We start from the raw sequence: 23,304 nt of genomic DNA on the forward strand, positions 1-23,304 counted from the left end.
CGTGATGCATATCACGTCCTGCTTTTCATAATCGGGCAATACCGAAACGGTGTGCTCCTGTCAAGAAGCTCAAATCTCCATATATCAGTGGATATTGGACAACATGGCAGAGGTCTCAGGAAAGCTTCTCTTTCAGATTTCCAACTTGATCTTATCCCGCAGCTCAGCAGGACTCCTGAAGCCTACTGAGTCCAAATGCAACAAGTTCAGCACTCGCTCTGCTTTACGAGAAGTATTTCTTATGAATCAGGAGTCCTGAACGAATGTATAGGGAGTAATCAGCCCAAGACTTCTCTTGTAAACGCTTTGGCTTTTGCCACGTCTTCTTCTTTTGGACTTCCTGTCATCTGTTTAACCATATCCCCCCATGCCTCGTCAGACAAGTTGAGCTTTTTCTGCACCGCGTCGTGCAAAGATTTGGTCAGAGCTCCTTGGCAGTCAAAACAGCCTTTATATTCAATTTTCTTTTCCTCACATACTGTTTGAATAGGTTCTGTAAATTGATCCATGTCCTGGTTCGGATAAGCCGGGGCGAAATGGGTTATGAAGCCAGCCATTTTTTGGCTCGAACCTGCCTTAACGTTAGTCAAGAACTCTTTAACCGGTGCAGCCAGATTGGCTGAATGGAGAGGTGAACCAATGAAGATAAAATCATATCCAGCGAAATCTTCAGCACCGACATCCTCAAGCTTTTTCAAATCTGCCTCATTCGTCCGGGATGCTTCTTCCCAGATACCTTTAGCGATCTTCTCCGTATTTCCACTCTGGCTAAAATAAGCAACTAAAACTTTCATGATAACCTCCTGTTATTTAACCTACGATTAAGAATAGAACGCTGTATTGAAAAACAGTTTTAATTAAGCGATCTGTTTTGCAATTTTTTATACAGCTGCCTGGTAGAGCAATAAGTTGAAACTTCCCATACAGAGCTTTTTTTCTTTCAAGATCGATCAAAATCTTAAACGAAGTTGCGTGATGTATCTGTAGCAGCTGCTACATTATGAAATGTTATTTTTTTAATTGAAAATCCTTTGATCATCACATATCAGCTGAACCACAAAATTTCATTTCTCAACGGAACAGAGGGGTTGATCAGTATCCAATGGACTCAACGTGACTGGTGTGAACGATTAAAGGGACAAGTATAGAATAAAGGGTGTAGCAAACAGGTGAGCTCTGTTTATAGGGAGAATTTCAAGGAAGAATGGATAAGCTGTAACATTCTACGACAGCACAATGAGCTTTTTGCCCTCAAGAATTATTTTACCTGCAACTTTCAAGGTTTTCATGGCACGGGTGATACTGACTCGGTGAGCACCAATTAAAAAACTCAGATCTTCATGAGTCAGGGGAAACTGTATCACCCATCCACGAGCGCTCGCTGTCCCATGCTCTTTGGCGACATTGCACAGGACACTATAGAGCCGCTTTTCGATATTCGTCGCCGCCAGACTACCTACCTGGCTGGTAAGCCATGAGACTCTCTCACTCAAATTTCTTATTACCTGAAGCCCGATATTAGGATTTTTGAGAACAAGCTGTTCAAACTGATTTCTGCTATATCCACAAGTCAATGTATCTTCGAGACAAATGGCACTCACCGGATATTCTCCCTGATCTAAAAAGATATTCTCACCGACAAAGTCGCCAGCTTTTCGTATATCCAAAGTAAGTTCGCTGCCATCTTCAAGAACTTTTACAAGTTTAATGCGCCCGCCTTTTATGAGAAATAGTTCATCGGCAGAATCAGACTGCATGAACAGCACCTGTCCCTTCACCATCTTCTTTCGCTGTGCTTCTTTGGCTAATGCCGCCAGGTCTGACGGTTCAAGATTATTGAACATCCACAATTGACCGATGCAGATTGGTGACAGCTTAACGTCCTTACCTGCGATTTCTTGACAAAGACAACTCATTTGTTAGTTTCCTCTATCATATCATATCATTACATTATCAAAATTTTCGCACTTTTCGTACTATTCATCAGTAATGTCCGGTTAGAAAATTGCAGTTAAAAAAATACGAAAAATATAAATAAAACGAATACTTAACTTGACAAATCAATGAAAGCGGGTCGCGATTATTTTCATAGTTATCCTATTAATTCAAGGAGTTATGAAAATGCCGCGATTACTGCCAACGAAAGCAAAATATTCGACCGTCTCCTTCAAAAAACTGAAGCGCCCTTTAAAAAAGATCCTGAAAAAAGCCCCACAGCTTGAATCCAGGTGCAACAGGCCTCTACAAATGGATTTTAACGACCAACTCAATGCTCTCATCTTCTTTCATCTAGAAGAGCATACCTCCGGTAGGCATCTCATCCAGAATCTGAAGGAGGATGACTTTGCAAGAGAACATATTGCCCCGGAAAAAGGTATTTCCAAGAGTTCATTCTTTGAGGCTATGAATGACAGAGGTCTTGAACAATTTCTTTATGTCTTCAATGCTCTGCAAGAACAGGCGCGTACAGTCTTGCCGCAAAAATTTCCCGAACTCGGCCAATTGGTGGCAATTGATGGCTCCTTGATTGACTCTGTCCTTTCTATGACCTGGGCCGATTATCGAGGTGGTGCCAAAAAAGCAAAAACCCACATCGGGTTTGACATCAATCGTGGCATCCCGCGGAAAATATTCCTTACCGCCGGCAACGAAGGTGAGCGGCCATTTGTCAGCAGAATACTGCTGCCGGGCGAATTGTCTTTGGTACAGCCAAGGCAGGCGATACAGGGTTGGACCTTGCACTTAGACAACTTAATGAAGTCTGTTTTAAGACCTGTGTTTTCCAGAACTGCCTGGACAAGTCGGTCTGTATTTGAGTTTTTGACAGGGCTGCCCGAAATTCCTACTACCTGTGGTTTCATTGTCTCCTCCTTGGGAAAAGTGATCTTTGATTTCCCAAGGAGTATACCGAACCATCAATATGTATATTGTAGCTGCTGCTACAATCAATGGAATAATTTTTAAAAAGTTGACTGTGGAATCTCGGCTGACATGGCCGATCAATTCTCCTTGTAAATAATCCTGCACCAGCGTGTCGTGAACCACCGCGCCCAGTTCACAGCTGGAAAAATCGGCAAAAGCTCGTGAGAACGTCGATTCCGACGGGATGTCCCGTTGTTTGGTAAAACCGCAGATGAGGCGGAGATTGGGGCGGGCACGCAGCTCATTGATGAGACTCCTGGTATGTGGATAGCCTAACACCGCTTTAGCCACAAAACTGCGGCCAATCGCTCGGCGTTCTGCCGCTGGTCGACCTGTCCACTGCTGATTCTTCGGAATATGGCGCTCTATTTCAATGACCTCAAGGACCTTTACCAGGTGTTTCTCTTGCTCGGAGAGTGGAGAAACACAACATTGTTCAAGTTGGGGAAACAAACTTCGTTGTAATCTCCCCATCAACCATGATACTTTCTCTTCGAGCTTCATGCTGATTCTCCGTTTTTCTTTGTTGGTAAACAAAATGTACCGGAAAATCACATGAAGCTCAATTATTTCAATATATTATCATCATTTTTTCGTTCTGTCGCCCACTCTTCCTCGCTCCCTTTCAAGGAGTTTTGCAAAAGCCTCTTCAGATACAAAAATTTTTGCTATTTTTCAACCAGTTCAATCAAGAAACATGTGACGATTCGCCATTGTCAAACGTATATAACATTACCCCGGTGGCTGATGCCTGGACGCGCGACACAATATCATCCAGGTGGACATTGTGATGTTTTCGTGTAGCATATCCATTGAATACGTCTCAAAATGGCCGGCCCCTCAAGGTATTGGGCGCGCTTGAACTAACAATCAACCTTTTCCGGTCTTGTCTCGTCGGCCGGAACAACAACAGACCGGATGGATAAAAGGCCTGAGAGAGCCAGAACAGCGATGTATTGAGGAGCACACAATGAGAAAGATATTTCCAGGAACATTTTTATTGGCTGTGATACTGACATGTTCACTGCCGGCGGCGGCGCGGGTGGATGTCAATATCAGCATCTCCGTGCCCCCACCCGTAGAATTCGCCGCCCCACCGCAGATGGTCGTCATCCCCGAGACCTATGTCTATGCCGTCCCGGATGTGGATGTCGACATCTTCTTCTATGAAGGCTGGTGGTGGCGGACCTGGGAGGATCGCTGGTACCGCTCCCGGAGCTACGATTCGGGCTGGGTCTATTACGAGAGCGAGCCGGTCTTCTACCGCGACGTCCCCCGGGAGTGGCGGCGCTGGTACCGCGAACGCCGCTGGCGGGACTACCGCTGGGACCATCGACCCATCGCCTACCAGGAGGTCAGGCGGAACTGGCGGGACTGGGAGGAAGAGCGGTACTGGGAACGGGAGACAACCTGGTACGTCGACGGCCTGCGGCGATCGGAGTCGGTCCATGTCGATGTCAGCGTCGCCGCCCCGCCGCCCGTCACCTTTCATCGCCCACCGCAACTGGTGGTCATTCCCGAGACCTATGTCTACGCCGTGCCCGGCATCGACATCGACATCTACTTCTTTGACGGCTGGTGGTGGCGATCGTGGGAGAGCCGCTGGTACCGCTCCCGGAGCTACAGCTCCGGCTGGGTCTACTACCAGCACGTCCCGGTCTTCTACCGCGATATCCCCCGGGAGTGGCGGCGATTTTACCGGGAACGGCGCTGGCGGGACCAGTACTGGGATTACCACCATGTCTCGTACCACGAAGTCGAGCGCAACTGGCAGAGCTGGGAACGAAACCGGTACTGGGAAAAACAGAAAAAATGGAATATCCGGGCTCAATCGTCGAAGGGATCGCGCAAACACTACGACGCCGTCTATCCGGCAGCGCCGCACTATCGCCAGGTCGGCGGCCCGCCGGCACACAAGGTATACCGGCAATCCGGCCCGCCGGTCTACAAGGGCGGAAAACCGCACAAAGCCGGAAATTCCCAGAAAGGCAAGCCCGTCAAGAGCAATGGAAAAGGCAACAAGGGCAATAATGGCAAGGGCAATAAAAACAAGTAATCGGCCCCGATGATCCGACGACCGGCGTCTCCGCCTCGTCGACCAACCTCAGGCTCCGGTGGCTTCATCTTCCTCCCGCCACCGGAGCCGGACGGTTCCCGCTGCCTGAGCACCGGCAGCATGTAGCAGTATTTCCCTCCTCAGCCCCGGCCGATCCCACACTGCCGCAGGGCCTCGGTCAGCAGCGCGGCGACGGCCGAACGGCCGCGGTCGTCCACCACCAGATTCTGATTGATCTCCACCTCGAGACCGAGATAGCCCCCGTCGCCGAAGCGACGCCGCAGGGCAGTGGTATGGCCGTCGGCAACGCCGCGATAGGGAGAGTTCATCCTGATCGACAGTTCCGGGTCAGTGGTCCGCATCGCCGCCATTAGCCGCCGGGCGAGTTCCTTCTCCCCCTGCCGCCGCGGATCGTAGAGGAGGCCGAAATCGTTCGACCGCACAACCCCGTTCAGGATCGGGGTAAAGGAGTGGACGGCGATGTGCGCCAGCCCGCGATATTGGCCCAGGGCCCGCTCGACGGCGACCAGGACGGCATTGCGGAACGGGGTGTAGTAGCGGGCGACGATCTCGTCCTTGGCGGCCCGCGAAAGGTGCCTCGAAAACTCGGAGAACAACCCCCGGTGGTGCAGGGAACGGTTGAGGTCGATCAGCAGCCGACTGCACCCGCCGTAGAACGCCGCCTCGGCCAACCCCTCCAGCCCCCGGCAGACCGTGGCGGCGCCGATATCAAAGCCGAGGTGGGAATCGAGCAGATGGCGGGCGCCGGCCAGCAACTCGCCATACGGTTCGGGAATCAGCGGCGAGGCATGTTCACAGCTGAGCAGCAGTCTCATGGCACAAACTGCGTGTTGGTTGCCAGCGACCGGGCCAGCCGCCGATAGACCGCCTGCAGCCGCTCGCGGCGGCTGTCGCCGTCGAGGGCGCGGAGGATGCGACTCGCCAGGCATCCCTGGTCGAGGATGACCGCCAGGGCCGCCCGGCTGCCGGCATCGATCGCCCCGGCGCAGCGGTCGAACAGCCCGGCCCAGACCGCGCACGCTGGCATCTCCCGCTCGTTGAAGCCGAACAACCGCAGGTAGTCCCGATCCTCCACCATCGTCTCCCCCCCCTGGCGGATGACGGCGAGGAACAGCCGGCGCAGCCGTTCGGTATCGACCCGACCCTGGGCGCCGGGATCGGACCACTCCCCGGCCGCGAGGGAGCGCAGACACTCGATCAGCAACCGGGCGATGCTGCAGTCCGCCAGCGGGCATTCCTGGGTGTCGAGGATCCTGATCTCGATGGCCCCGCGGTCGAAACGGGCGATCGCCCCCCGGGCGTTGAGGAAATAGCGGTCCATGATCCCCGCCGGATCGTAGGGCGCAATCGCCGCCATGATCGGGGCGAAGATCCGCTCTTCGTACTCGGCCTCGCTGGTGACCGGCTCCGGGATCAACCGCCCGGTCAGGGCCGGCAGGCGGTCCTGGTTGTGGAGGTAGACGTCGAGCCGCGAATCGAGCCAGCCGGTCGGCCGGCCGTCGAGAATCGGCGATGATGCGGTCAGCGCCGGCATCAGCGGCAGCAGCAGGCGGATGGCGGTATGCAGCCGGGCGAACTCGGCGTCGCCATGAAACGGCAGGTTGAGGTGGGCGCTCTGGAGGTTGGCCCAGCCATGACCGCGGCAGTCGAAGATGGTGTTGTAGAGGTCGTAGATCTCATGGGCGTCGTGCGGCCACAGCACCATCTCCCGCCCCGGGTCCATCCACGGGTGGGCCCCGCCCGGCAGCAGCATGGCGCCGTGACGGGCGAGCAGACCGTCGATGAGCTCGACATTGCGATGAAAATCGGCGGCCGCGCGCTGCAGGTCGGCGGTCGGACCGTTGGTCTTCAGCTCGAGCACATGGGCCGCCAACTCGTTCGACCAGGCGATCGCCCCGTTGTCGACATCCGACACCTGGCGGCCGGCAAAATCGCGGAACAGCCGGTCGACCAGAGGCCGGACGTCGAGGCTGGCGCGGTCGACCACCATGTACTCGATCTCGAGGCCGAAGGCGGCGAAGAGATGCAGGGCGGCCGCCGCACTCATATCGCCGCCTCTCCCCCGGTGCGTTCGACGATCCGCCGCATGAAGGCGTCGATGATCCGGCGGTAGACGACATCCCCCTCCCCGAAATCCTCGACCCCCTCGTCGATGTTCGGGTTTTCGTTGATCTCGATGACGATCGGCCGGCCCTTGACGGCCTTGATATCGACGCCGTAGAGGCCGAGGCCGATCGGCTTCACCGCCTTTTTCGCGATCTTGAGGATCGCCGGCGGCACATCGGCCAGCCGCACCCCCTCGAAGCCGCCGGAGACCTCGCTGCCCTTCTTCGCCTCCCAGTTGTAGATCTGCCAGTGGTTCCTGGCCATCAGGTACTTGCAGGCGAAGAGCGGGTCGCCGTCGAGGATGCCGATCCGCCAGTCGAACTCGGTGAAGATGAATTCCTGGGCGATCAGGAGTTCCGATTTCTTCAGCATCGCCTCGATCAGCTTCTCCAGTTCGGCGCCGGTCTCGGCCTTCTTGACCCCGAACGAGAAGGTGGAGTCGGGCAGCTTCAGCACGCAGGGGAAATTGAGCGTCGACTCGACCAGGTGGCGGTTGCGGCGGTGGACGATCATCGTCTTCGGCGTCGCCACCCCGGCCGACTGCAGCATCTCGGCGAGATAGACCTTGTTGTTGATCTTGAGGATCGACTCGGGATAGTCGAGCAGGGCGATCCCCTCCCGCTGGGCATGGTGGGCGAACTGGTAGGTCTCGTTGTTGACGTGGGTGTTCTGGCGGATGAACAGCGCATCGTACATCAGCAGGCGGTTGTAGTCCTTCACCGAGATCACGTCGACGTTGAAGCCGGCCTTCTCGCCGTAGCGGACGAACTTCTGGATCGCCTTCCAGTCCGAGGGCGGGGCCGGGTCATCGTCGCGGTAGAGAATCGCCATGGCGTAGCGGCCGACATGCGCCCCCGGCTTGCCCGAGCCGTAGCGTTTCTGCGAGAAATAGTCCTCGGCCCGGCGCAGGACGAAATCGAAGTGAGTCTCCGGGATGTCCTTGGCCGAGATGGTCCTGACGCTCTTGATGTGCCACAGCCGGCTGGTGCTGCGGACGAACCGGACCCGCAGGAAGGGGACGCGGAACATCCGGTAGAACAGGTTGCTGAGGTCGTCGTACTTTTCGGCCAGGTTGCGGCCGAAATAGACGCTGAGGATGAACTCGTCCGAGCGCAGGTCCTTGAGGCGGCGCTGGATCAGGCTGTCCATGTCCTCCGAGATCATCTTGATGACGAAGGGCTTCTGGACATCGAGGATGTTGCGCACCGTCGGGATCGGCTTGTGGCCGCGGGCCTCGGCCAGCAGCGAGACATAGTAGCCCTTCGACTGGTAGCTGTAGGAGCGGCAGAGGTTGAAGACCCGAAGCTTTCTGGCCTTGGCCCAGTCGGGGTTGGTCAGGTACTCGTGGGAGGAGACGATCGCCAGGTTCGCCCCTTTGATCTTCCAGGTCTCGGGATTGTCGACGACGATGACCTTGTGCATCATCGCCTCGCCGGCTGGACGATCAGCAGGTTGGCATCGTAGGTCACGCTGCCGAGATGGATGGCGTTGATCAGCCGCTGCACCGGCAGGGTATAGTACTGCGAGACGCTCAAGGGGTTGCCGCTGTAGGGATCGGCGATCCGGACCATATCGACTGCCGCATACTCGGTGAGGACGACGAAATGGCCCATCGGTTCGCCGCTGATATCGTTGTAGACCGAGCGTTTGCCGCGGGTTACCTCCCGCATCGAGTTGTAGAGATAGGTGGCGGAAAGGCCGGTCAGGATCGGAATCGACAGCTGCAGGATGCTCTTGAGCAGCGCCGGGGTCAACGGGTCGAAGAGGATCCGGCCGCCCCGCTGGAGAAAGGTGATGTAGGCCTGGCTGGCCTGGACAAAGCGCTTCTTGTTCTTGTACTCCTGCTGCCTCTCGAGCTTGGCGATCAGGGCCGGCGGATCGAGGGCGGCCCAGGTCGGGTCGAACATCTTCAGGTTCCAGGAGTAGATGGTGGCGTCCATGCCGCGCCGCAGGGCGTCGATACCGAGGTAGACGGCAAGGGTGCCGCCGGTCTCGAGCGATTTGATATCCTCGATCAGGCGGCTCAGCTCGACTTCGAGATCGTAATAACGGTAGACCGCGTGGAGCGAGGTCGGGCCGCAGGAATTGTCGTCGGGCTGAGGGAGGATCGTCAGTTCCATGCCATTCATCCTGAGGAAAACGCATTGTCCGGCGATGGTCGGACCGGTGATACTTCATCATGCCAGAGGCAGGAAGCGGCCGTCAATGACTTCTTCGGCGAATTCCCGGCCCGGCAACAGCGGCAATGGATTTCCCGCCTTTCTGATTCGGCGCCGATCGGGTATGATATCTGTTTTCCCGGCACCGGCACGACGCCACCTGCGGCCGGAACCAGCCCCCATCCCTGGCGATGCAATCCTCCAACCACCCGACAGCCATGCACAATATCCTCTTCGACCTCGACGGCACCCTCACCGACTCCAGCCTCGGCATCACCCGCTGCGTCCAGTACGCCCTGCAGCAGCTCGGCCGACCGGCACCGCCGGCCGACGAACTGCTGTTCTGCATCGGCCCGCCGCTGCTCGAGAGCTTCACCGTGCTGCTGCCGGACGGATCGACCGACCTGGCCCGCGAGGCGGTGCTCCACTACCGCGACCGCTTCGACCGCATCGGCAAGTTCGAGAACCAGGTCTACGACGACATTCCCGAGGCCCTGGCCGAACTGCAGGACCAGGACTGCCGGCTGTTCCTCGCCACCTCGAAGGCCGAGGTCTTCGCCCGCCAGATCCTGCACCACTTCGAGCTGGCCCCCTTCTTCACCGCCATCTACGGCGCCCGGCTCGACGGCAGCCTGTGCGACAAGAGCGAGCTGATCGGCCATATCCTGGAGCAGGAAGGGCTGGCCCCGGCTCAGACCCTGATGGTCGGCGACCGCAAGCACGACATGATCGGCGCCGCCGCCTGCCGGATCGGCGGCATCGGCGTGACCTACGGTTTCGGCAGCGTCGAGGAGCTGACCGCCCACGGCGCCCACCACCTGGTCCATGCGCCGCTGGCCATCCCCGGTCTGGTGGCCCGGCTGCGCCAGACAGAGAGCGGCGACACGGCAAACATCCCCCGCCAATGATCGCCAGCTTCCCGCCGGTGGCCGCGGCCGACGCCCGGCTGCTGATCCTCGGCAGCATCCCCGGCCGGGAGTCGCTCAGGCAACGGCAGTACTACGCCCATCCCCGCAACGCCTTCTGGCCCATCATCGCCGAAGTCTTCGGCGCCGCCTCCGACCTGCCCTATGATGAACGGCTGCGGTTGCTGACCGACCACGGCATCGCCCTGTGGGACGTCATCGGCAACTGCCGGCGGCCCACCAGCCTCGACAGCGACATCGAGCCGGAGTCGGTTCAGGTCAACGATTTCGCCCGCTTCCTCGCCGCCCACCACCTCATCGCCACGATCTGCTTCAACGGCGGCACCGCCGAGGCCACCTTCCGCCGCCGCATCCTGCCGTTTCTCGATCTGGGACAGCAACCTCTCACCTTCCATCGCCTGCCCTCGACCAGTCCGGCCAACGCCGGCTGCAGCTATGCCGAGAAACTGGCCCGCTGGCGCCGCGCCCTGATGACCTGAGGTTCGCCCTGCCTCCTGGCGGCAGCCATCCGTGCCATTGCGGCCTCGGTTCGGGTGGTCCCAGCTGAGTAAATCTTACCCATCCGGCCCCCCAGACTGAATACTCATTCACCACCGTACCGATCCTGCCGGCAAACCGCCGCGCTCGGCGCCATACACATATTAGACGTAAACATAGGGACATAGGTGGTCATTTTCCATCGCTGCATTTCTGGCAGCGTCTTTGCAACTCATCAGCCCACAGTGACATCAATCCTTTTTTATTTCCCCCATAACGAGGTGCAATCATGATGACCAGAAATGTCTCGACCACAGCCGTAATCGCTCTTTTCCTCATAATCAGCTTATCGAGACAATAGCCAGGGACAACGGCACCCGCACCGATGAGCTCCTGGCCTTGGTCGCCGCCGGGCTCGGCGGCGATTCGCGCTGACCCAACAGCCCTGTCATATCAAGGTAATTCGACCTTATCTTTCATGTCATTTCGAGCGAAGCGAGAAACCTCGTTGTTCCCGGTAGGGCGAGGGCCGGGATGCCGCCCCCCGCTGTCATTTCGTGCGATAGCGAGAAATCTCGTGTTGTCGAGGATGCCCCCTTCTCGTGGTTGATGATGGCCGAAGGAGATCTCTCCCTGGCGGTCGAGATGACAGCGGGGGGCCGGTCGCGATGACAGAAGGGCCGATCGCGGTGACAGAAGGGCAGGTCGCGGTGACAGAAGGGCAGGTCGCGGCGACAGCGGGGGCCGGTCGCGATGGCAGGGGCGCCGGTCGCGGCGACAGAGGGGGAAGATGGCGATGACAGGGCAGACAGCCATCCATTCCGCAACGCCTCGATCAAGAGATAAATTGGAATTCTCACCGAAAAAGGTATTATCAACTGATGCTTGAAAACGCATTGGCGATTTTTTCGGCACGGATCCCCAGCCATAACGCGAAGTCATCCATCCAGTCAAATTTCCTGATTTCCCGATATCCCATGCGGCGTTTCTTTCTCCTTCCCGGTACCTGGCTCCTGTTGCTGCTGCACGCCGCCTGCGCCCCGGTCGGTCCCGAATACCGGCCGCCGGCCGCCGACCTGCCGGACACTTGGGGCGGCGGGCAGGAGTTGGCGGCTCCTGCCGCTGCCGACCACTCCCAACGCTGGTGGGGCCTGTTCGACGATCCCATCCTCAGCCGCCTCGTCGACCGGGCCATCGAGGCCAACCACGACCTGCGCATCGCCGCCAGCCGGATCACCGCCGCCCGGGCCCGACTGCGGCAGACGGCGGCAGAAGCCTCCCCTGCAGTGAACGCCGGCGCCGGCTCGACCCATGCCCGGCGCAGCGACAATGCCGGCACCGATGGCGGCAGCCGCGACCTGTACGAGGCCGGCTTCGACGCCGCCTGGGAGATTGACCTCTTCGGCGGCCGGCGCCGGGCCATCGAGGCCGCCACCGCCACCCTGGCCGCCTCGGAAGAGAACCGTCGTGATATCCTGATCTCGCTCGAGGCCGAGGTGGCCCGCACCTATTTCGAACTGCGCGGCAGCGAGCGCCTGCTGGCCACGGCCCGCAACACCCTGGCGGCCCAGGAGAAGACCCTGGCGGTCGTCGCCGGCCGCCGCCAGCTCGGTCTCGCCTCCGCTCTCGAGGCCGCCCGGGCCGAGACCCAGAAATCCCTGGTCGCCGCCCAGATCCCGGCCCTGGAACAGAAGATCGCCGCCGGCCGCAACCAGCTGGCGCTGCTGCTCGACCTGCCGCCGACCGAGATGGCCCGTCGCCTGGCGAACGCCGCTCCTGCGTTCACCCTGCCGCCCACCCTGCCGGCCGGCCTCCCCTCCGATCTGCTCCGCCGCCGCCCCGATATCCGCCAGGCCGAACGCCTTCTGGCCACAGCCACCGCCGAGGTCGGGGTCGCCACCGCCGACCTCTTCCCCCGTTTTTCGCTCTCCGGCCTGATCGGCCTGCAGAGTTCCAGCCTGTCCGACCTGGTCAGCACGAACAGCCGCTTCTGGTCGATCGGCCCCTCGGTCAGCCTGCCGGTGTTCAACCGCGACCGGCTCCGGGCCGCCGTGACCATCACCGAGGCGGCGCTGGAAGAGATGCAGGCCACGTACGAGAAGATCGTGCTCGCCGCTCTGCTCGAGACCGAAACCGCCCTCGTCAACTACTCCAGCGAGCAGGAGACCCGCAGCCGACTGGCCGCGGCGGTGGAGACCGGCAGTCAGGCCCTGGTTTTCAACGAGGGCCTGTACGCCGCCGGGCTGGCCGACCTCACCGACGTCCTCGCCAGCCAGCGCACCCTCTTTGCCGCCCGGGAGCAGCTGATCGTCAGCGACCAGCGGCTGGCGGTCGCCGTCATCGCCCTCTACAAGACCCTGGGCGGCGGCTGGCAGATTGCCGGGGAACCGGCGCCGGTTGCCGCCGCCGGCACCACCCAATCAATTCCCCCTGCCACCGGGACAGCCCCATGACCAACGTCAGCCTTCAATATCCGTATTCTCCTTCGTTCCATTGGTGGTGCCGGGTGCTGCCGCGGCCGGCCCTGGCTTTCGCCCTCGTCCTCCTCCTGCTCGCCGGTTGTTCCGGCAATGGCCGGGAACCGGAGAAAGGGGGCGGCAGCCGGGCCGCCACCGCCGTGACCACCGCCCTCTGCCGTACCAAGGATATCCCGGTCGTCATCGCGGCCACCGGCCGGGTCGAGGCCTCGGCCTCGGCGGGGATCAAATCGCAGGTCAACGGGATACTGGAGACGGTCCACTTCACCGAGGGCCAGGAGGTGCGGCAGGGCGACCTGCTCTTCCGCATCGATCCCCGTCCCTATCAGGCCCAGCTCAAGGCGAAGGAGGCCCTGCTGGCCAAGGACCGGGCGGAACTCGACAATGCCGCCAGGGAGATGGCACGCTACCTCCCCGCTGCCGGCAAGGGGTACGTCTCCCAGACCCAGGCCGACCAGGCGGCGACCCGGGTCGCCAGCCTGAAGGCCACTGTCCAGGCCGACCAGGCGGCGGTCGACAGCGCCCGCCTCGACCTCCAGTACTGCACCCTGATGGCGCCGTTCGACGGTCTGGCGGGAGAGATCGTGATCGATGCCGGCAACCTGGTCAAGGCCGGCGACGATGTGCCGCTGGTGACCATCAACCGGATCGCGCCGGTCAGCGTCGCCTTCGATATCGCCGGCGAACGGTTGCCGGAAGTGCAGCAGGCGATGCGGCAGAGCGCCCTTGGAGTGGAGGTCGCCCTGCCCGGCCACCAGGCGGCGGTCGCCACCGGGACCCTCGCCTTCATCGACAACGCCATCGATCCGGCCAGCGGTACCATCCGGCTGAAGGCCGACTTCGCCAACGCCGGCCGGGAGCTGTGGCCGGGCAGGCTGGCGGCGGTGACGCTCCAGCTCGGCCTCCGCCGCAACGTCCCCGTCGTCCCCAGCCCGGCAGTGCAGATCGGCCAGGACGGGGCCCATGTCTTTATCGTCAGGGACGACGGCACCGTCGCCTTCCGCCAGGTCACCGCCGGGATCAGGTTCGGCAGCGAGACGGTGATCGACAAGGGGCTCGCCGCCGGTGAACGGGTGGTGACCGACGGCCACCTGCAGCTGGTCGACGGCGGCCGGATCGAGGACCGGAGCGACCAGCCGGCCGGCACCGGGACCGGGACCGATGGTCAAGGCGGCGCAAAGGCACAACGGAAGGACGGCGGCCGATGACCGGCGGGCTCTCCGATCTCTGCATCCGCCGACCGGTGTCAACGGTGCTGGTGATGGTGTCGATCATGCTCGCCGGCCTGATCGGTTATCGCCTGCTGCCGGTGGCCGACCTCCCCAACGTCGATTTCCCGACCATCCTGGTCACCGCCTCGCTGCCCGGCGCCAGCCCGGAGACCATGGCCTCGACCGTGGCGACCATCCTCGAGAAGGAGTTCTCGGCGATCGCCGGCATCGATTCGATGAACTCGGTCAGTTCGACCGGCCGGGTGCAGCTGACCATCCAGTTCTCGCTCGACCGCGATATCGACGCCGCCGCCCAGGACATCCAGACCGCCATTGCCCGCACCGTCTCCCGCCTGCCCGACGACATGCCGTCGCCGCCGTCGTTCCGCAAGATCAACCCGGCCGCCATCCCGATCATGTTCATCGCCCTGACCAGCCCGTCGGTGCCGATGTCGGTCCTCGACCAGTACGCCCAGACGATGAGCGAGCGGATCTCGATGCTCCGCGGCGTCGCCCAGGTATCGATCCGCGGCACCAAGAAATACGCGGTCCGGGTCCAGCTCGACCCGGCGGCGCTGCTGGCCTTCGACCTCGACGCCGACCAGGTGGCGGCGGCGATCAACGCCCAGAACGTCAACATCCCGATGGGCGAGCTGAGCGGGCCGCAGCGGACGATGACCCTCAAGGTTGACGGCCAGATCGCCTCGGCCGAACCGTACCGCCGGATCGTCGTCACGGTCCGCGACGGCCGTGCCATCCGCCTGGAGCAGGTGGCGACGGTGGTCGACGGCATCGAAAACGACGAGGACGAGTCCTGGATGTACACCCCCCGCGACCGCTCCACCGCCATCTTCCTTGCCATCCAGAAACAACCGGGCAGCAACACCCTCGAGGTCGCCGGACTGGCCAAGGACCTGTTCCCGGCCTTCCGCGACAACCTGCCGGAGGCGGTGCGGATGACCGTGCTGCGCGATGCCAGCAGGTCGATCAAGGCCTCGGTCGACGACGTCCAGTTCACCCTCCTCCTCACCCTGGTGCTGGTGGTGCTGGTGATCTTCTTCTTCATCCGCAACCTGTCGTCGACCATCATCCCCAGCCTGTCGCTGCCGATGTCGATCTTCGGCACCTTCGCGGTGATGTACCTGCTCGACTACTCGATCGACACCATCTCGCTGATGGCCCTGACCCTGTCGGTCGGCTTCGTCGTCGACGACGCCATCGTCATGCTCGAGAACATCGTCCGCCACCTGGAGATGGGCAAGCCCCGGCTGCAGGCGGCGATCGACGGGGCGCGGGAGGTCGGGTTCACCATCGTCTCGATGACGATCTCGCTCGCCGCCATCTTCATCCCGCTGCTGTTTCTCGGCGGCATCCTCGGCCGGCTGTTCCGCGAGTTCTCGGTGACGATCGCCGTCGCGGTGCTGGTCAGCTGCGTCATCAGCCTGACCCTGACGCCGATGCTCGGCAGCCGCTTCCTCCGCGAACAGCGCCGGATCCGCCATGGCCGCTTCTACCAGGCCACCGAGCGGATGTACCTGCGGTCGCTCGCGGTCTACGAGACCAGCCTCCGCTTCGTCCTCCGCCATCGCCTGGCAACGATGCTGCTGTCGCTCGCCATCCTTCTCGCCACGATCCAGCTGTTCCGGGTCGTGCCGAAGGGCTTCATCCCCTCCGAGGACCGCGATTTCATCAGCATCTCGACCGAAACGGCGCAGGACATCTCCTGGCCGTCGCTGGTCGATCACATGCAGGAACTGGCCGAGATCGTCCGCCGCAACCCCAATGTCGAGCGGTTCATGATGAATGTCGACGACAGCGGCACGATGATGGTCACCCTCAGGCCGCGGGCGGAGAGGGAGATGAGCGCCGACCAGGTCATCGCCTACCTGCGGCCGCAGCTCAACACGGTGCCCGGCATCCGCGCCATGCTGGTCAACCCGCCGCCGATCAACATCGGCGGCCGCCGCGCCCGCAGCCTCTACCAGCTGACCCTGCAGGCCACCGACACCGTCCTGCTCTACCGGACCGGGGCGGCGCTGGAGATGGAGATGCGGCAACTGCCGGGCCTGACCGACGTCTCGAGCGACCTGCAGCTGAAGAACTCCGAGCTGCAGATCGAGATCGACCGCGACCAGGCCCTGCTCCTCGGGGTCTCGCCCCGCCGGATCGAAAACAGCCTCTACAACTTCTACGGCGGCCGCTCGGTCTCGACCATCTATGCCCCCAACGACCAGTATGAGGTCATCATGGAGGTCCAGCCGCAGTACCAGGACGACGCCGACGACCTGGAACGGATCCATGTCCGCTCCGACCAGGGCGGGCTGGTGCCGCTGACCTCGGTGATCCGGCTACGGCAGGGGATCGGGCCGCTGTCGATCAACCACTCCGGCCAACTGCCGTCGGTGACCCTGTCCTTCAACGTCCGCCCGGGGGTCTCGCTCGGCGAGGCGGTCACCAGCCTGGAGACGCTGACCGCCGCCCTGCCGGACGGCATCCAGTCGACCTTCCAGGGCAGCGCCAAACAGTTCCAGGATTCCCAGGCGGCGATGGGCTGGCTGCTGCTCTTGTCGATCGTCGTCATCTACATCGTCCTCGGCATCCTCTACGAGAGCTTCATCCATCCCCTCACCATCCTCACCGCCCTGCCCTTCGCCGGTTTCGGCGCCCTGGTGACGCTCCTGCTGTTCGACACCGAACTGACGATCTATGCCTTCGTCGGCATCATCATGCTGGTTGGCCTGGTGAAGAAGAACGGGATCATGATGATCGACTTCGCCGTCGCCGCCCGGGGAGAGGGCAAAAGCGCCGAGGAGGCGATCCTGTCCGCCTGCCTCATCCGCTTCCGCCCGATCATGATGACGACGATGTCGGCGCTGATGGCCGGGATCCCGATCGCCATCGGCTTCGGCGCCGGCGGCGAATCGCGCCAGCCGCTGGGCCTGGCGGTGGTCGGCGGCCTGCTGTTCTCCCAGACCCTGACCCTCTACGTCACTCCGGTGTTCTATCTCTATATGGAGGAGCTGCAGCGATGGCTCAAGGGGGGCACCGCCGCGTAGTCCACCCGCCCTCGGTCGGGCCCGGAAGCGCCTGCTGACAACAAGCTTCCGCCAGGGCTATCGACGCTCTCGGCAGGAGGTGCCATTGCTGATAGCGTGGTTCGGGCGACGGTCACGACGACACTGAGGCCCGGTTCTTCCCGCATCATCGCGAAACCTCTGCCAGCCGGGGATATTTCTCAGCCGTCTGAGCCTTTTGTAAAATGACAAAATCACACGGAACGCCCCACTCTCATCTCGGAAAGCCGAGATAATTTATGTTGTCATTTCAAGCGATAGCGAGAAATCTCGGTTTTCAAGACAATGCGATTTCTCCCTCCCGGTCGAAATGACTGAGTCTGCAACTGTTCTTTTTGCAAGAGGTTCGTCAATGAGATTTTTTCTCGTTTTTTTCTTTCGTATATTCATATAGTTGTTTTTTCCAACGACGGCTTTGCCGGCTATTTTGCGTCGCGTTCATTCATTCTGCGGCCATCTGTTCTATAGTGAAGCTGAGGTCCAGGGAGCACCGTTGTCCCCATGGAACGTCACAGCCCCACCCCACTCAACCGGGAACCACGCCATGACCGTCCCGTCAGTCCCGACCAGAGGCCGCACCCTCGATTACGCCGCACCGGTCTATGATCTGCTCGAACCGCTGTGCCTCCTCAACCGCCAGGACGAGTTCGATCGCACCGTGCTCCAGGCCCTGGACCCGCAACCAGGGGATAAGATCCTCGATCTGGGCTGCGGCACCGGGGTGCAATGCCGGAAGATCAGTCAGTTCCTCGATCCCGGGCAGGGCGGCTGCATCACCGGCATCGACGCCGCCGGCAAGATGATCGCCGCCGCGCGGGCCAAAAGAGCCACCCCCCATTGCCGGTTCGAGGCGATGGCCGCCGAGGACCTGCACTTCCCGGACGCCGCCTTCGATGCGGTCATCTCCAGCCTCTTTTACCACCATGTCCCGCTGGACCTGAAACGCCGAAGCCTCGAGGAGGCATTCCGGGTCCTCAAGCCCGGTGGCCGGCTGATCGTCGCCGATATGCACACGCCGACGACCTTCATTGGGGCGCTGGTCTCCCATCTGTCGCGCTGGTTGTTCCTGCAGCCGCAGATTGCGGAGAATATCCGTGGCGTGCTGCCGGAGTTGATGAGCGAATCAGGTTTTCTGCCACCCCGGATCGTTGCCCGGTATTTCGGCTACATCGCCGTTTTTTCCACCACGAGACCACTGTGAACACACTGCTGAACGTCACTGCCGACACCGCCTCGGATATCGCCGCCCTGGAGGCGGAACTCCGGTCCGGCCTGCAACTGTTCTGGCGCACCGCCGCCACCATCCTCGATGACGGGCCGATCCGCCTGTCGCCGCCGGATGAGGCGACCCTGTCGCTGCCACGCAACTTCTTCTCGATGCTGTTCCTCTACTCCTATTACCGGATCGGCGTGCCGGCCGAACGACGGATCCTCTACGCCGCGGTCAACCAGTGCCTGCGCGGCATGGTCACCGGCTGCGACAACCTCCTCGACGACGAGTACAAGACCACCCTGGAGACCGACCTGCCGTTGCCGGCACACCGTTTCCGTTCGGTGCTCGATATCATGGTCGCCGACAGGGTCCTCTTCGCCGTCCTTGCCGACCATTGCCACAGGCATGCGCTCCCCGTCGACCTGGCCCTCCAGGCCAGCGCCGCCTCCCTGCGAGCCCTGACCTTAAGCGGGGCGCAGGAGGCCGCCGAGGAGGAAGGGATCGCCGAGCGGATCGCCCCGGAGATCGTCCTGGGCCGGATCCACCACGACAAGACCGGGGTCCTGTTCCAGTCCCCCTGGGCGGTTCCGTCCGTCCTCGAGGCCGATCTCCCGCCGGAAGCCGCCACCGTCCAGGAAGCCCTGTTCCAGGTCGGCATCGGTTGTCAGATTCTCGACGACCTCGTCGATCTGTTCCGCGACGTCCGGCAGCAGCGGCACAATTACGTCGCCTCGATCATTGTCCACCGGGAACCGCGAGAACTGTGGCAGCAGCTGCAGACTCTGCTGCCGACCGACCAGACCCCGGACCGCCTGTACGCCGACTGGCCGGATTTTGCCGCGCGGCTGAAAACGGAGGCCATGACGACCATCGAACAGGGGCTGCGGGCGCTGTTTTTCGACAGGCACCACGATCTGGTCCACCCGGCGGCGCTGTTCGTGGCCAGCCGTATCGGTGCCGCCGTTGCCTACTGAACCGGATGCCGATCGCCCCATGCCCTATCCCTTCCTGCTGAAGATCGCGGCGGTGACCCTGTGGCGCTCCTGGCGGGCCACCGCGGTCCTCTCCTTCATGATCGTCACCGCCGTGGCGGCGCTCGTCTTCCTCTCGGCCCTGGCGGTGGGCACCAACGACGCCATGATCCGCAACTCCACCGGGCTGTTCTCCGGCCATATCGCCGCCAGCGGTATCCGGGAGGCAGACGTCGCCCGGCTGGCGATGCCGGGGGTGAGCCACGTCCTGGTCCGGCGCCACCTGCCGGTCATTCTTCGACACAACTCGCTGATCGAGCCGGTGGCCCTGGTCGGCATCGATCCCGACCGCGAGCAGGAGGCCACCGCCTTGCCGGGGAAAACCGTGGCCGGCAGGTACCCGGTTGCCGGCGAGGCGGCGATCTCTATCAGTCAGGACACCGCCGACCGCCTCGGCCTGGCCGTAGGCGATGCCGTGACGGTCGCCGACGGCCAGGGCGTGGGGCTCAAATCGCTGACCGTCTCGGGCCTCTACCGGACAGGGATAACCCAGCTCGACCAGGGGATGGCATTCTGCCCGGCCGCCGCCCTGCCGGCCGGTGCGGCCAGTGTCTCGGCGGCGTTCTTCCTCGATGCCGACACCCCGCTCGACACCACCGTCGCCCGGTACCGCCAGCGGTTCCCCGCCGGCACCTTCACCCCCTGGACCGAGTTCATGCCCGACCTGAAACAGCTGATCGACCTGGAGTATATCTGCATGGCGATCGTCGTCACCCTGGTGTTCGCCATCGTTGCCGTCGGCATTTCCTGCTCGTTTCTGATCTTTACCCTGAAAAATCTCCGCGAACACGGGATAATGAAGGCCATGGGACTCGAGGCCGGCGAAACGGCCCTGCTCCTGCTCATCCAGATCGGCCTGCTGACGATCGCCGCCGCCGCTCTCGGCACCCTGGCCGGGACGCTGACGACCGCCGTCTTCGCCCATACCGGCATCGATATCAGCACCTTTACCTCCCATAACCAGTATTTCGCCGTCTCCGGCATCCTCTATCCCCGCCTGACCGGTGAGGCCCTGCTGACCCCGCCGCTTGTCGCCGTGGTCTTCGGCCTTGCCGCCTCGATCTGGCCGATAGTCTACATCATCCGCAAAAACCCGGCGGATATACTCAGGAACTTCTAACCGATGCTCGATCTCCAGGGAGTCTCCAGGCACTTCATCTCCGGCCGCGGCCATGTGGCGGCGCTGCATGACATCTCGTTTGCCGTGGAGGGCGGCCAGGCGGTCGTCCTGACCGGGCGCTCCGGCTCGGGGAAAACGACCCTGCTCAACTGCATCGGCACCCTCGATCTGCCGGATGCCGGCGCCATCCTGTACCAGGGCACCAACATCTGCACCCTCAGCTCCCGGCAACGCAACCTCTTCCGCCGGCGGCAGGTGGGATTCGTGTTCCAGGCCGGCAACCTGCTGCCGTGGCTGACCATCGCCGAGAACCTGCAATTCCCCCTGGAACTCAACGGCATCCGCGGCGCCGCCCAGCAGCGGCGGATCGAGGAACTGCTGGCGGTGTTCGGCCTCTCCGGTTACGACAAGGCGTTGCCGGCCGAACTGTCGGGCGGGGAACTGCAGCGCATCGCCTTCGCCCGGGCGATCGCCCATGCCCCGGCGATCCTGCTGGCCGACGAACCGACCGCCAGCCTCGATTCGGACAACAGCCGGCGCCTCGTCGAACTGATGCTCGCCCTGTGCACGGCCAGGGGGACGATGCTGTTCATCGCCACCCATGACCAGGAACTGGCGGGGATGATCGAGACGGTCATCCCGCTCAAAGACGGAAAAATGGAGACCAGACCATGAACACCACACGGATGCTGACCCTGACGATCGTCATCGGCCTCGCGGCGACCACCGGCTGCGCCTATCGCTATTATCTGGGGATGCATGGGCCATCGATACGGCACGCTCCGGATATCCACGACGTCTCCGTCACCGACGACGCCGATTGCCTCGGCTGCCATTCCCCCGACAACCGCCAGGACGGCACCCCGGCGACATCGCACCCCGGTTTCAAGGGGTGCATCAAATGCCATAACGACCCGCTGCCGGCCACGCCAGGGCGATAGCGGCAAAGCCCGTCGATCGCTAGTTCCCCCGCCTCGCTCCGGAACTCCTTTCCCCAATCACGGCGGATAGAGTATCCTGTTGCCGATCCGTGTCGATGCCTGCGGCCGTCGCCGCACCGCAGACGGCAAGGCGATGAACGTATCCATTCGAGGAGATATGCCGCAATGCGCATCAAGATGACCACCGAGGAGAAGAGCTGGGTGCTGTACGACGTCGGCAACTCGGCCTTCGTCCTGGTCATGGTGACGGCGATCATGCCGATATTCTTCAAGGATTATGCCGCAAGCAGCCTGCCGGCGGCGGTGTCGACCGCCAACTGGGGGTTCGCCAACTCGACCGCCTCGCTGATCCTGGCCCTGCTGGCCCCGATCCTCGGGGCGATGGCCGACTACCGCCACCGCAAAAAATTCTTTTTCCTCGTTTTTCTCGCCGTGGGCCTGTGCTTCAACCTGGCCCTGCCGGCCGTCCGGGAAGGCCAGTGGCTGCTCTGCCTCGTCCTGTTCGTGCTGGCCCGGGTCGGCTGGGCCGGGACGATCATCTTCTACGACGCCTTCATCACCGATGTCACCAGCCACGCCCGGATGGACACAATCTCGTCGCGCGGCTACGCCTGGGGCTATATCGGCAGCGTCATCCCCTTTCTGGCGGTGATCGGGCTGCTGCTCTCGGCCGGCATGGCCAGTGGCCTGCCGGTGGTCCCGACCAAGATCGGCTTCATCGTCGTGGCGCTGTGGTGGCTCGCCTTCTCCATCCCGCTCGTCAGAAATGTCCGCCAGATCCATTACCTGCCGCCCTCGGCCACCCCGCTGCACGACAGCCTCGCCCGACTGGTCACCACCTTCCGGCAGATCCGCCGCCACCGCCGGGCCTTCCTGTTCCTGCTCGCCTATTTCTTCTATATCGACGGGGTCGACACCATCATCACCATGTCGATGGCCTACGGTCGCGATCTCGGCTTCGGCGTCACCCTGCTGATCGCGGTGCTGCTGTTCATCCAGATCGTCGCCTTTCCCTTCGTCCTGCTCTACGGTCGGCTGGCCGTGCGTTTTTCGGCCCGGACGATGCTGCTGGCCGGCATCGCGGTCTACGGCCTCGTCACCTTCATCGCCTTCCTGCTGCCGTCCATCACCGACATGGGGATGCGAACCATCGCCTTCTGGGGCGTCGCCTTCCTGGTGGCCTCGTCGATGGGCGGGATCCAGGCCCTGAGCCGGAGCTGCTTCGGCAAGCTCATCCCCGCCGAACACAGCTCCGAATTCTTCGGCTTCTTCAATGTCTTCGGCAAATTCGCGGCGATCACCGGGCCTTTTCTGATGGGCGCGGTCGGACGGATGACGGGGGACACGCGCTGGGGGGTGCTGAGCATCCTGGCCCTGTTCGCCATCGGCGCCTGGCTGCTCAGCCGGGTGCCGGAGGATGATGCGAATCTCCCGGCCAACCGCGTATCCTCTTGACCTTGATGCCGATTTTCCTTTGTATCCCCGCCATCCTGCTATACACTTGAACCAGACACGAGCCGGCGTCGTGCCTGTCCCGCCATGGACGGCAGACGCCCCTGAACTCCCGCAT

The 23,304-nt window shown here is 61.7% G+C and carries 19 protein-coding genes and 3 pseudogenes; 14 read left to right on the forward strand and 8 right to left on the reverse strand.

All coding sequences use genetic code 11. The annotated features are described in order from the left end of the window. Positions 1 to 278: 278 nt before the first annotated feature. Together ACWGKN_RS08690 and ACWGKN_RS08695 are read right to left on the reverse strand one after the other, a co-directional pair. Positions 279 to 794: a flavodoxin family protein gene (locus ACWGKN_RS08690; protein WP_452095053.1), complete on the reverse strand. Its 516-nt coding sequence runs from the start codon at positions 792 to 794 to the stop codon at positions 279 to 281. Positions 795 to 1,223: 429 nt separating this feature from the next. Then, complete coding sequence (locus ACWGKN_RS08695; RefSeq protein ID WP_452095054.1) at positions 1,224 to 1,916, reverse strand: Crp/Fnr family transcriptional regulator; 693 nt, start codon at positions 1,914 to 1,916, stop codon at positions 1,224 to 1,226. A gap of 147 nt (positions 1,917 to 2,063) precedes the next feature. Here ACWGKN_RS08695 and ACWGKN_RS08700 point away from each other — a divergent pair, with 147 nt between their 5' ends. Together ACWGKN_RS08700 and ACWGKN_RS08705 are read left to right on the forward strand one after the other, a co-directional pair. Beyond that, complete coding sequence (locus ACWGKN_RS08700; RefSeq protein WP_452095055.1) at positions 2,064 to 2,222, forward strand: hypothetical protein; 159 nt, start codon at positions 2,064 to 2,066, stop codon at positions 2,220 to 2,222. Continuing rightward, positions 2,176 to 2,706, forward strand: a pseudogene (locus ACWGKN_RS08705) (IS4 family transposase); the annotation flags it as partial. The gene ACWGKN_RS08700 and the pseudogene ACWGKN_RS08705, both read left to right, overlap by 47 nt. Positions 2,707 to 2,768: 62 nt before the next feature. On the opposite strand, the pseudogene ACWGKN_RS08710 reads toward ACWGKN_RS08705, so the two are convergent. Then, a pseudogene (locus ACWGKN_RS08710) lies at positions 2,769 to 2,861 on the reverse strand (flavodoxin family protein); the annotation flags it as partial. A gap of 214 nt (positions 2,862 to 3,075) precedes the next feature. Further along, positions 3,076 to 3,426: pseudogene (locus ACWGKN_RS08715) on the reverse strand (transposase); the annotation flags it as partial. A gap of 496 nt (positions 3,427 to 3,922) precedes the next feature. Here ACWGKN_RS08715 and ACWGKN_RS08720 point away from each other — a divergent pair. Then, on the forward strand, positions 3,923 to 4,978 hold the full coding sequence (locus ACWGKN_RS08720) for a hypothetical protein (protein ID WP_052160203.1): 1,056 nt from the start codon (positions 3,923 to 3,925) through the stop codon (positions 4,976 to 4,978). A 140-nt stretch (positions 4,979 to 5,118) separates the two neighbouring features. On the opposite strand, the gene ACWGKN_RS08725 is transcribed toward ACWGKN_RS08720, so the two are convergent. From ACWGKN_RS08725 to ACWGKN_RS08740, 4 genes are read right to left on the reverse strand one after another with little or no spacing between them, the layout of a single operon-like run. Then, positions 5,119 to 5,814, reverse strand: a complete 696-nt coding sequence (locus tag ACWGKN_RS08725) for an N-formylglutamate amidohydrolase (protein ID WP_424255555.1) — start codon at positions 5,812 to 5,814, stop codon at positions 5,119 to 5,121. Continuing rightward, positions 5,811 to 7,046, reverse strand: coding sequence for a carboxylate-amine ligase (locus ACWGKN_RS08730; protein ID WP_035231883.1), 1,236 nt, complete (start codon positions 7,044 to 7,046; stop codon positions 5,811 to 5,813). The genes ACWGKN_RS08725 and ACWGKN_RS08730 overlap by 4 nt, the downstream gene beginning before the upstream one ends. Further along, entirely contained in the window at positions 7,043 to 8,530 is a 1,488-nt protein-coding gene (locus ACWGKN_RS08735; RefSeq protein ID WP_452095056.1) for a RimK family protein, read from the reverse strand. Before ACWGKN_RS08735 ends, ACWGKN_RS08730 begins: the two co-directional genes overlap by 4 nt. Beyond that, entirely contained in the window at positions 8,527 to 9,225 is a 699-nt protein-coding gene (locus ACWGKN_RS08740) for a cysteine peptidase family C39 domain-containing protein (protein ID WP_424255551.1), read from the reverse strand. Before ACWGKN_RS08740 ends, ACWGKN_RS08735 begins: the two co-directional genes overlap by 4 nt. 257 nt (positions 9,226 to 9,482) lie before the next feature. Here ACWGKN_RS08740 and ACWGKN_RS08745 point away from each other — a divergent pair, with 257 nt between their 5' ends. The 11 genes from ACWGKN_RS08745 to ACWGKN_RS08795 all read left to right on the forward strand — a co-directional run bounded on the left by ACWGKN_RS08745 (position 9,483) and on the right by ACWGKN_RS08795 (position 23,189). Then, positions 9,483 to 10,172, forward strand: coding sequence for an HAD family hydrolase (locus tag ACWGKN_RS08745; protein WP_452095057.1), 690 nt, complete (start codon positions 9,483 to 9,485; stop codon positions 10,170 to 10,172). Next, on the forward strand, positions 10,169 to 10,669 hold the full coding sequence (locus ACWGKN_RS08750; RefSeq protein ID WP_035231880.1) for a DNA-deoxyinosine glycosylase: 501 nt from the start codon (positions 10,169 to 10,171) through the stop codon (positions 10,667 to 10,669). Before ACWGKN_RS08745 ends, ACWGKN_RS08750 begins: the two co-directional genes overlap by 4 nt. Before the next feature lie 975 nt (positions 10,670 to 11,644). Next, the gene (locus ACWGKN_RS08755) at positions 11,645 to 13,120 is read left to right on the forward strand and encodes an efflux transporter outer membrane subunit (RefSeq protein ID WP_452095058.1); all 1,476 of its coding nucleotides are present in this window, start codon (positions 11,645 to 11,647) and stop codon (positions 13,118 to 13,120) included. Further along, the gene (locus tag ACWGKN_RS08760; protein ID WP_452095059.1) at positions 13,117 to 14,352 is read left to right on the forward strand and encodes an efflux RND transporter periplasmic adaptor subunit; all 1,236 of its coding nucleotides are present in this window, start codon (positions 13,117 to 13,119) and stop codon (positions 14,350 to 14,352) included. The genes ACWGKN_RS08755 and ACWGKN_RS08760 overlap by 4 nt, the downstream gene beginning before the upstream one ends. Continuing rightward, positions 14,349 to 17,411, forward strand: a complete 3,063-nt coding sequence (locus ACWGKN_RS08765) for an efflux RND transporter permease subunit (RefSeq protein ID WP_452095060.1) — start codon at positions 14,349 to 14,351, stop codon at positions 17,409 to 17,411. Before ACWGKN_RS08760 ends, ACWGKN_RS08765 begins: the two co-directional genes overlap by 4 nt. 562 nt (positions 17,412 to 17,973) lie before the next feature. Further along, positions 17,974 to 18,630 (forward strand): methyltransferase domain-containing protein, encoded by a 657-nt coding sequence (locus ACWGKN_RS08770; protein ID WP_452095061.1) that lies wholly within the window; start codon positions 17,974 to 17,976, stop codon positions 18,628 to 18,630. Continuing rightward, the gene (locus ACWGKN_RS08775; protein WP_035231872.1) at positions 18,627 to 19,616 is read left to right on the forward strand and encodes a hypothetical protein; all 990 of its coding nucleotides are present in this window, start codon (positions 18,627 to 18,629) and stop codon (positions 19,614 to 19,616) included. Before ACWGKN_RS08770 ends, ACWGKN_RS08775 begins: the two co-directional genes overlap by 4 nt. Continuing rightward, the gene (locus ACWGKN_RS08780; protein WP_452095062.1) at positions 19,606 to 20,793 is read left to right on the forward strand and encodes an ABC transporter permease; all 1,188 of its coding nucleotides are present in this window, start codon (positions 19,606 to 19,608) and stop codon (positions 20,791 to 20,793) included. The genes ACWGKN_RS08775 and ACWGKN_RS08780 overlap by 11 nt, the downstream gene beginning before the upstream one ends. Before the next feature lie 3 nt (positions 20,794 to 20,796). After that, positions 20,797 to 21,468: an ABC transporter ATP-binding protein gene (locus ACWGKN_RS08785; RefSeq protein ID WP_035231870.1), complete on the forward strand. Its 672-nt coding sequence runs from the start codon at positions 20,797 to 20,799 to the stop codon at positions 21,466 to 21,468. Further along, on the forward strand, positions 21,465 to 21,734 hold the full coding sequence (locus ACWGKN_RS08790; protein ID WP_452095063.1) for a hypothetical protein: 270 nt from the start codon (positions 21,465 to 21,467) through the stop codon (positions 21,732 to 21,734). The genes ACWGKN_RS08785 and ACWGKN_RS08790 overlap by 4 nt, the downstream gene beginning before the upstream one ends. A 165-nt stretch (positions 21,735 to 21,899) precedes the next feature. Then, complete coding sequence (locus ACWGKN_RS08795; protein WP_452095064.1) at positions 21,900 to 23,189, forward strand: MFS transporter; 1,290 nt, start codon at positions 21,900 to 21,902, stop codon at positions 23,187 to 23,189. The last annotated feature ends 115 nt before the right edge of the window (positions 23,190 to 23,304 follow it).

Source organism: Desulfoprunum sp. (assembly GCF_053613775.1).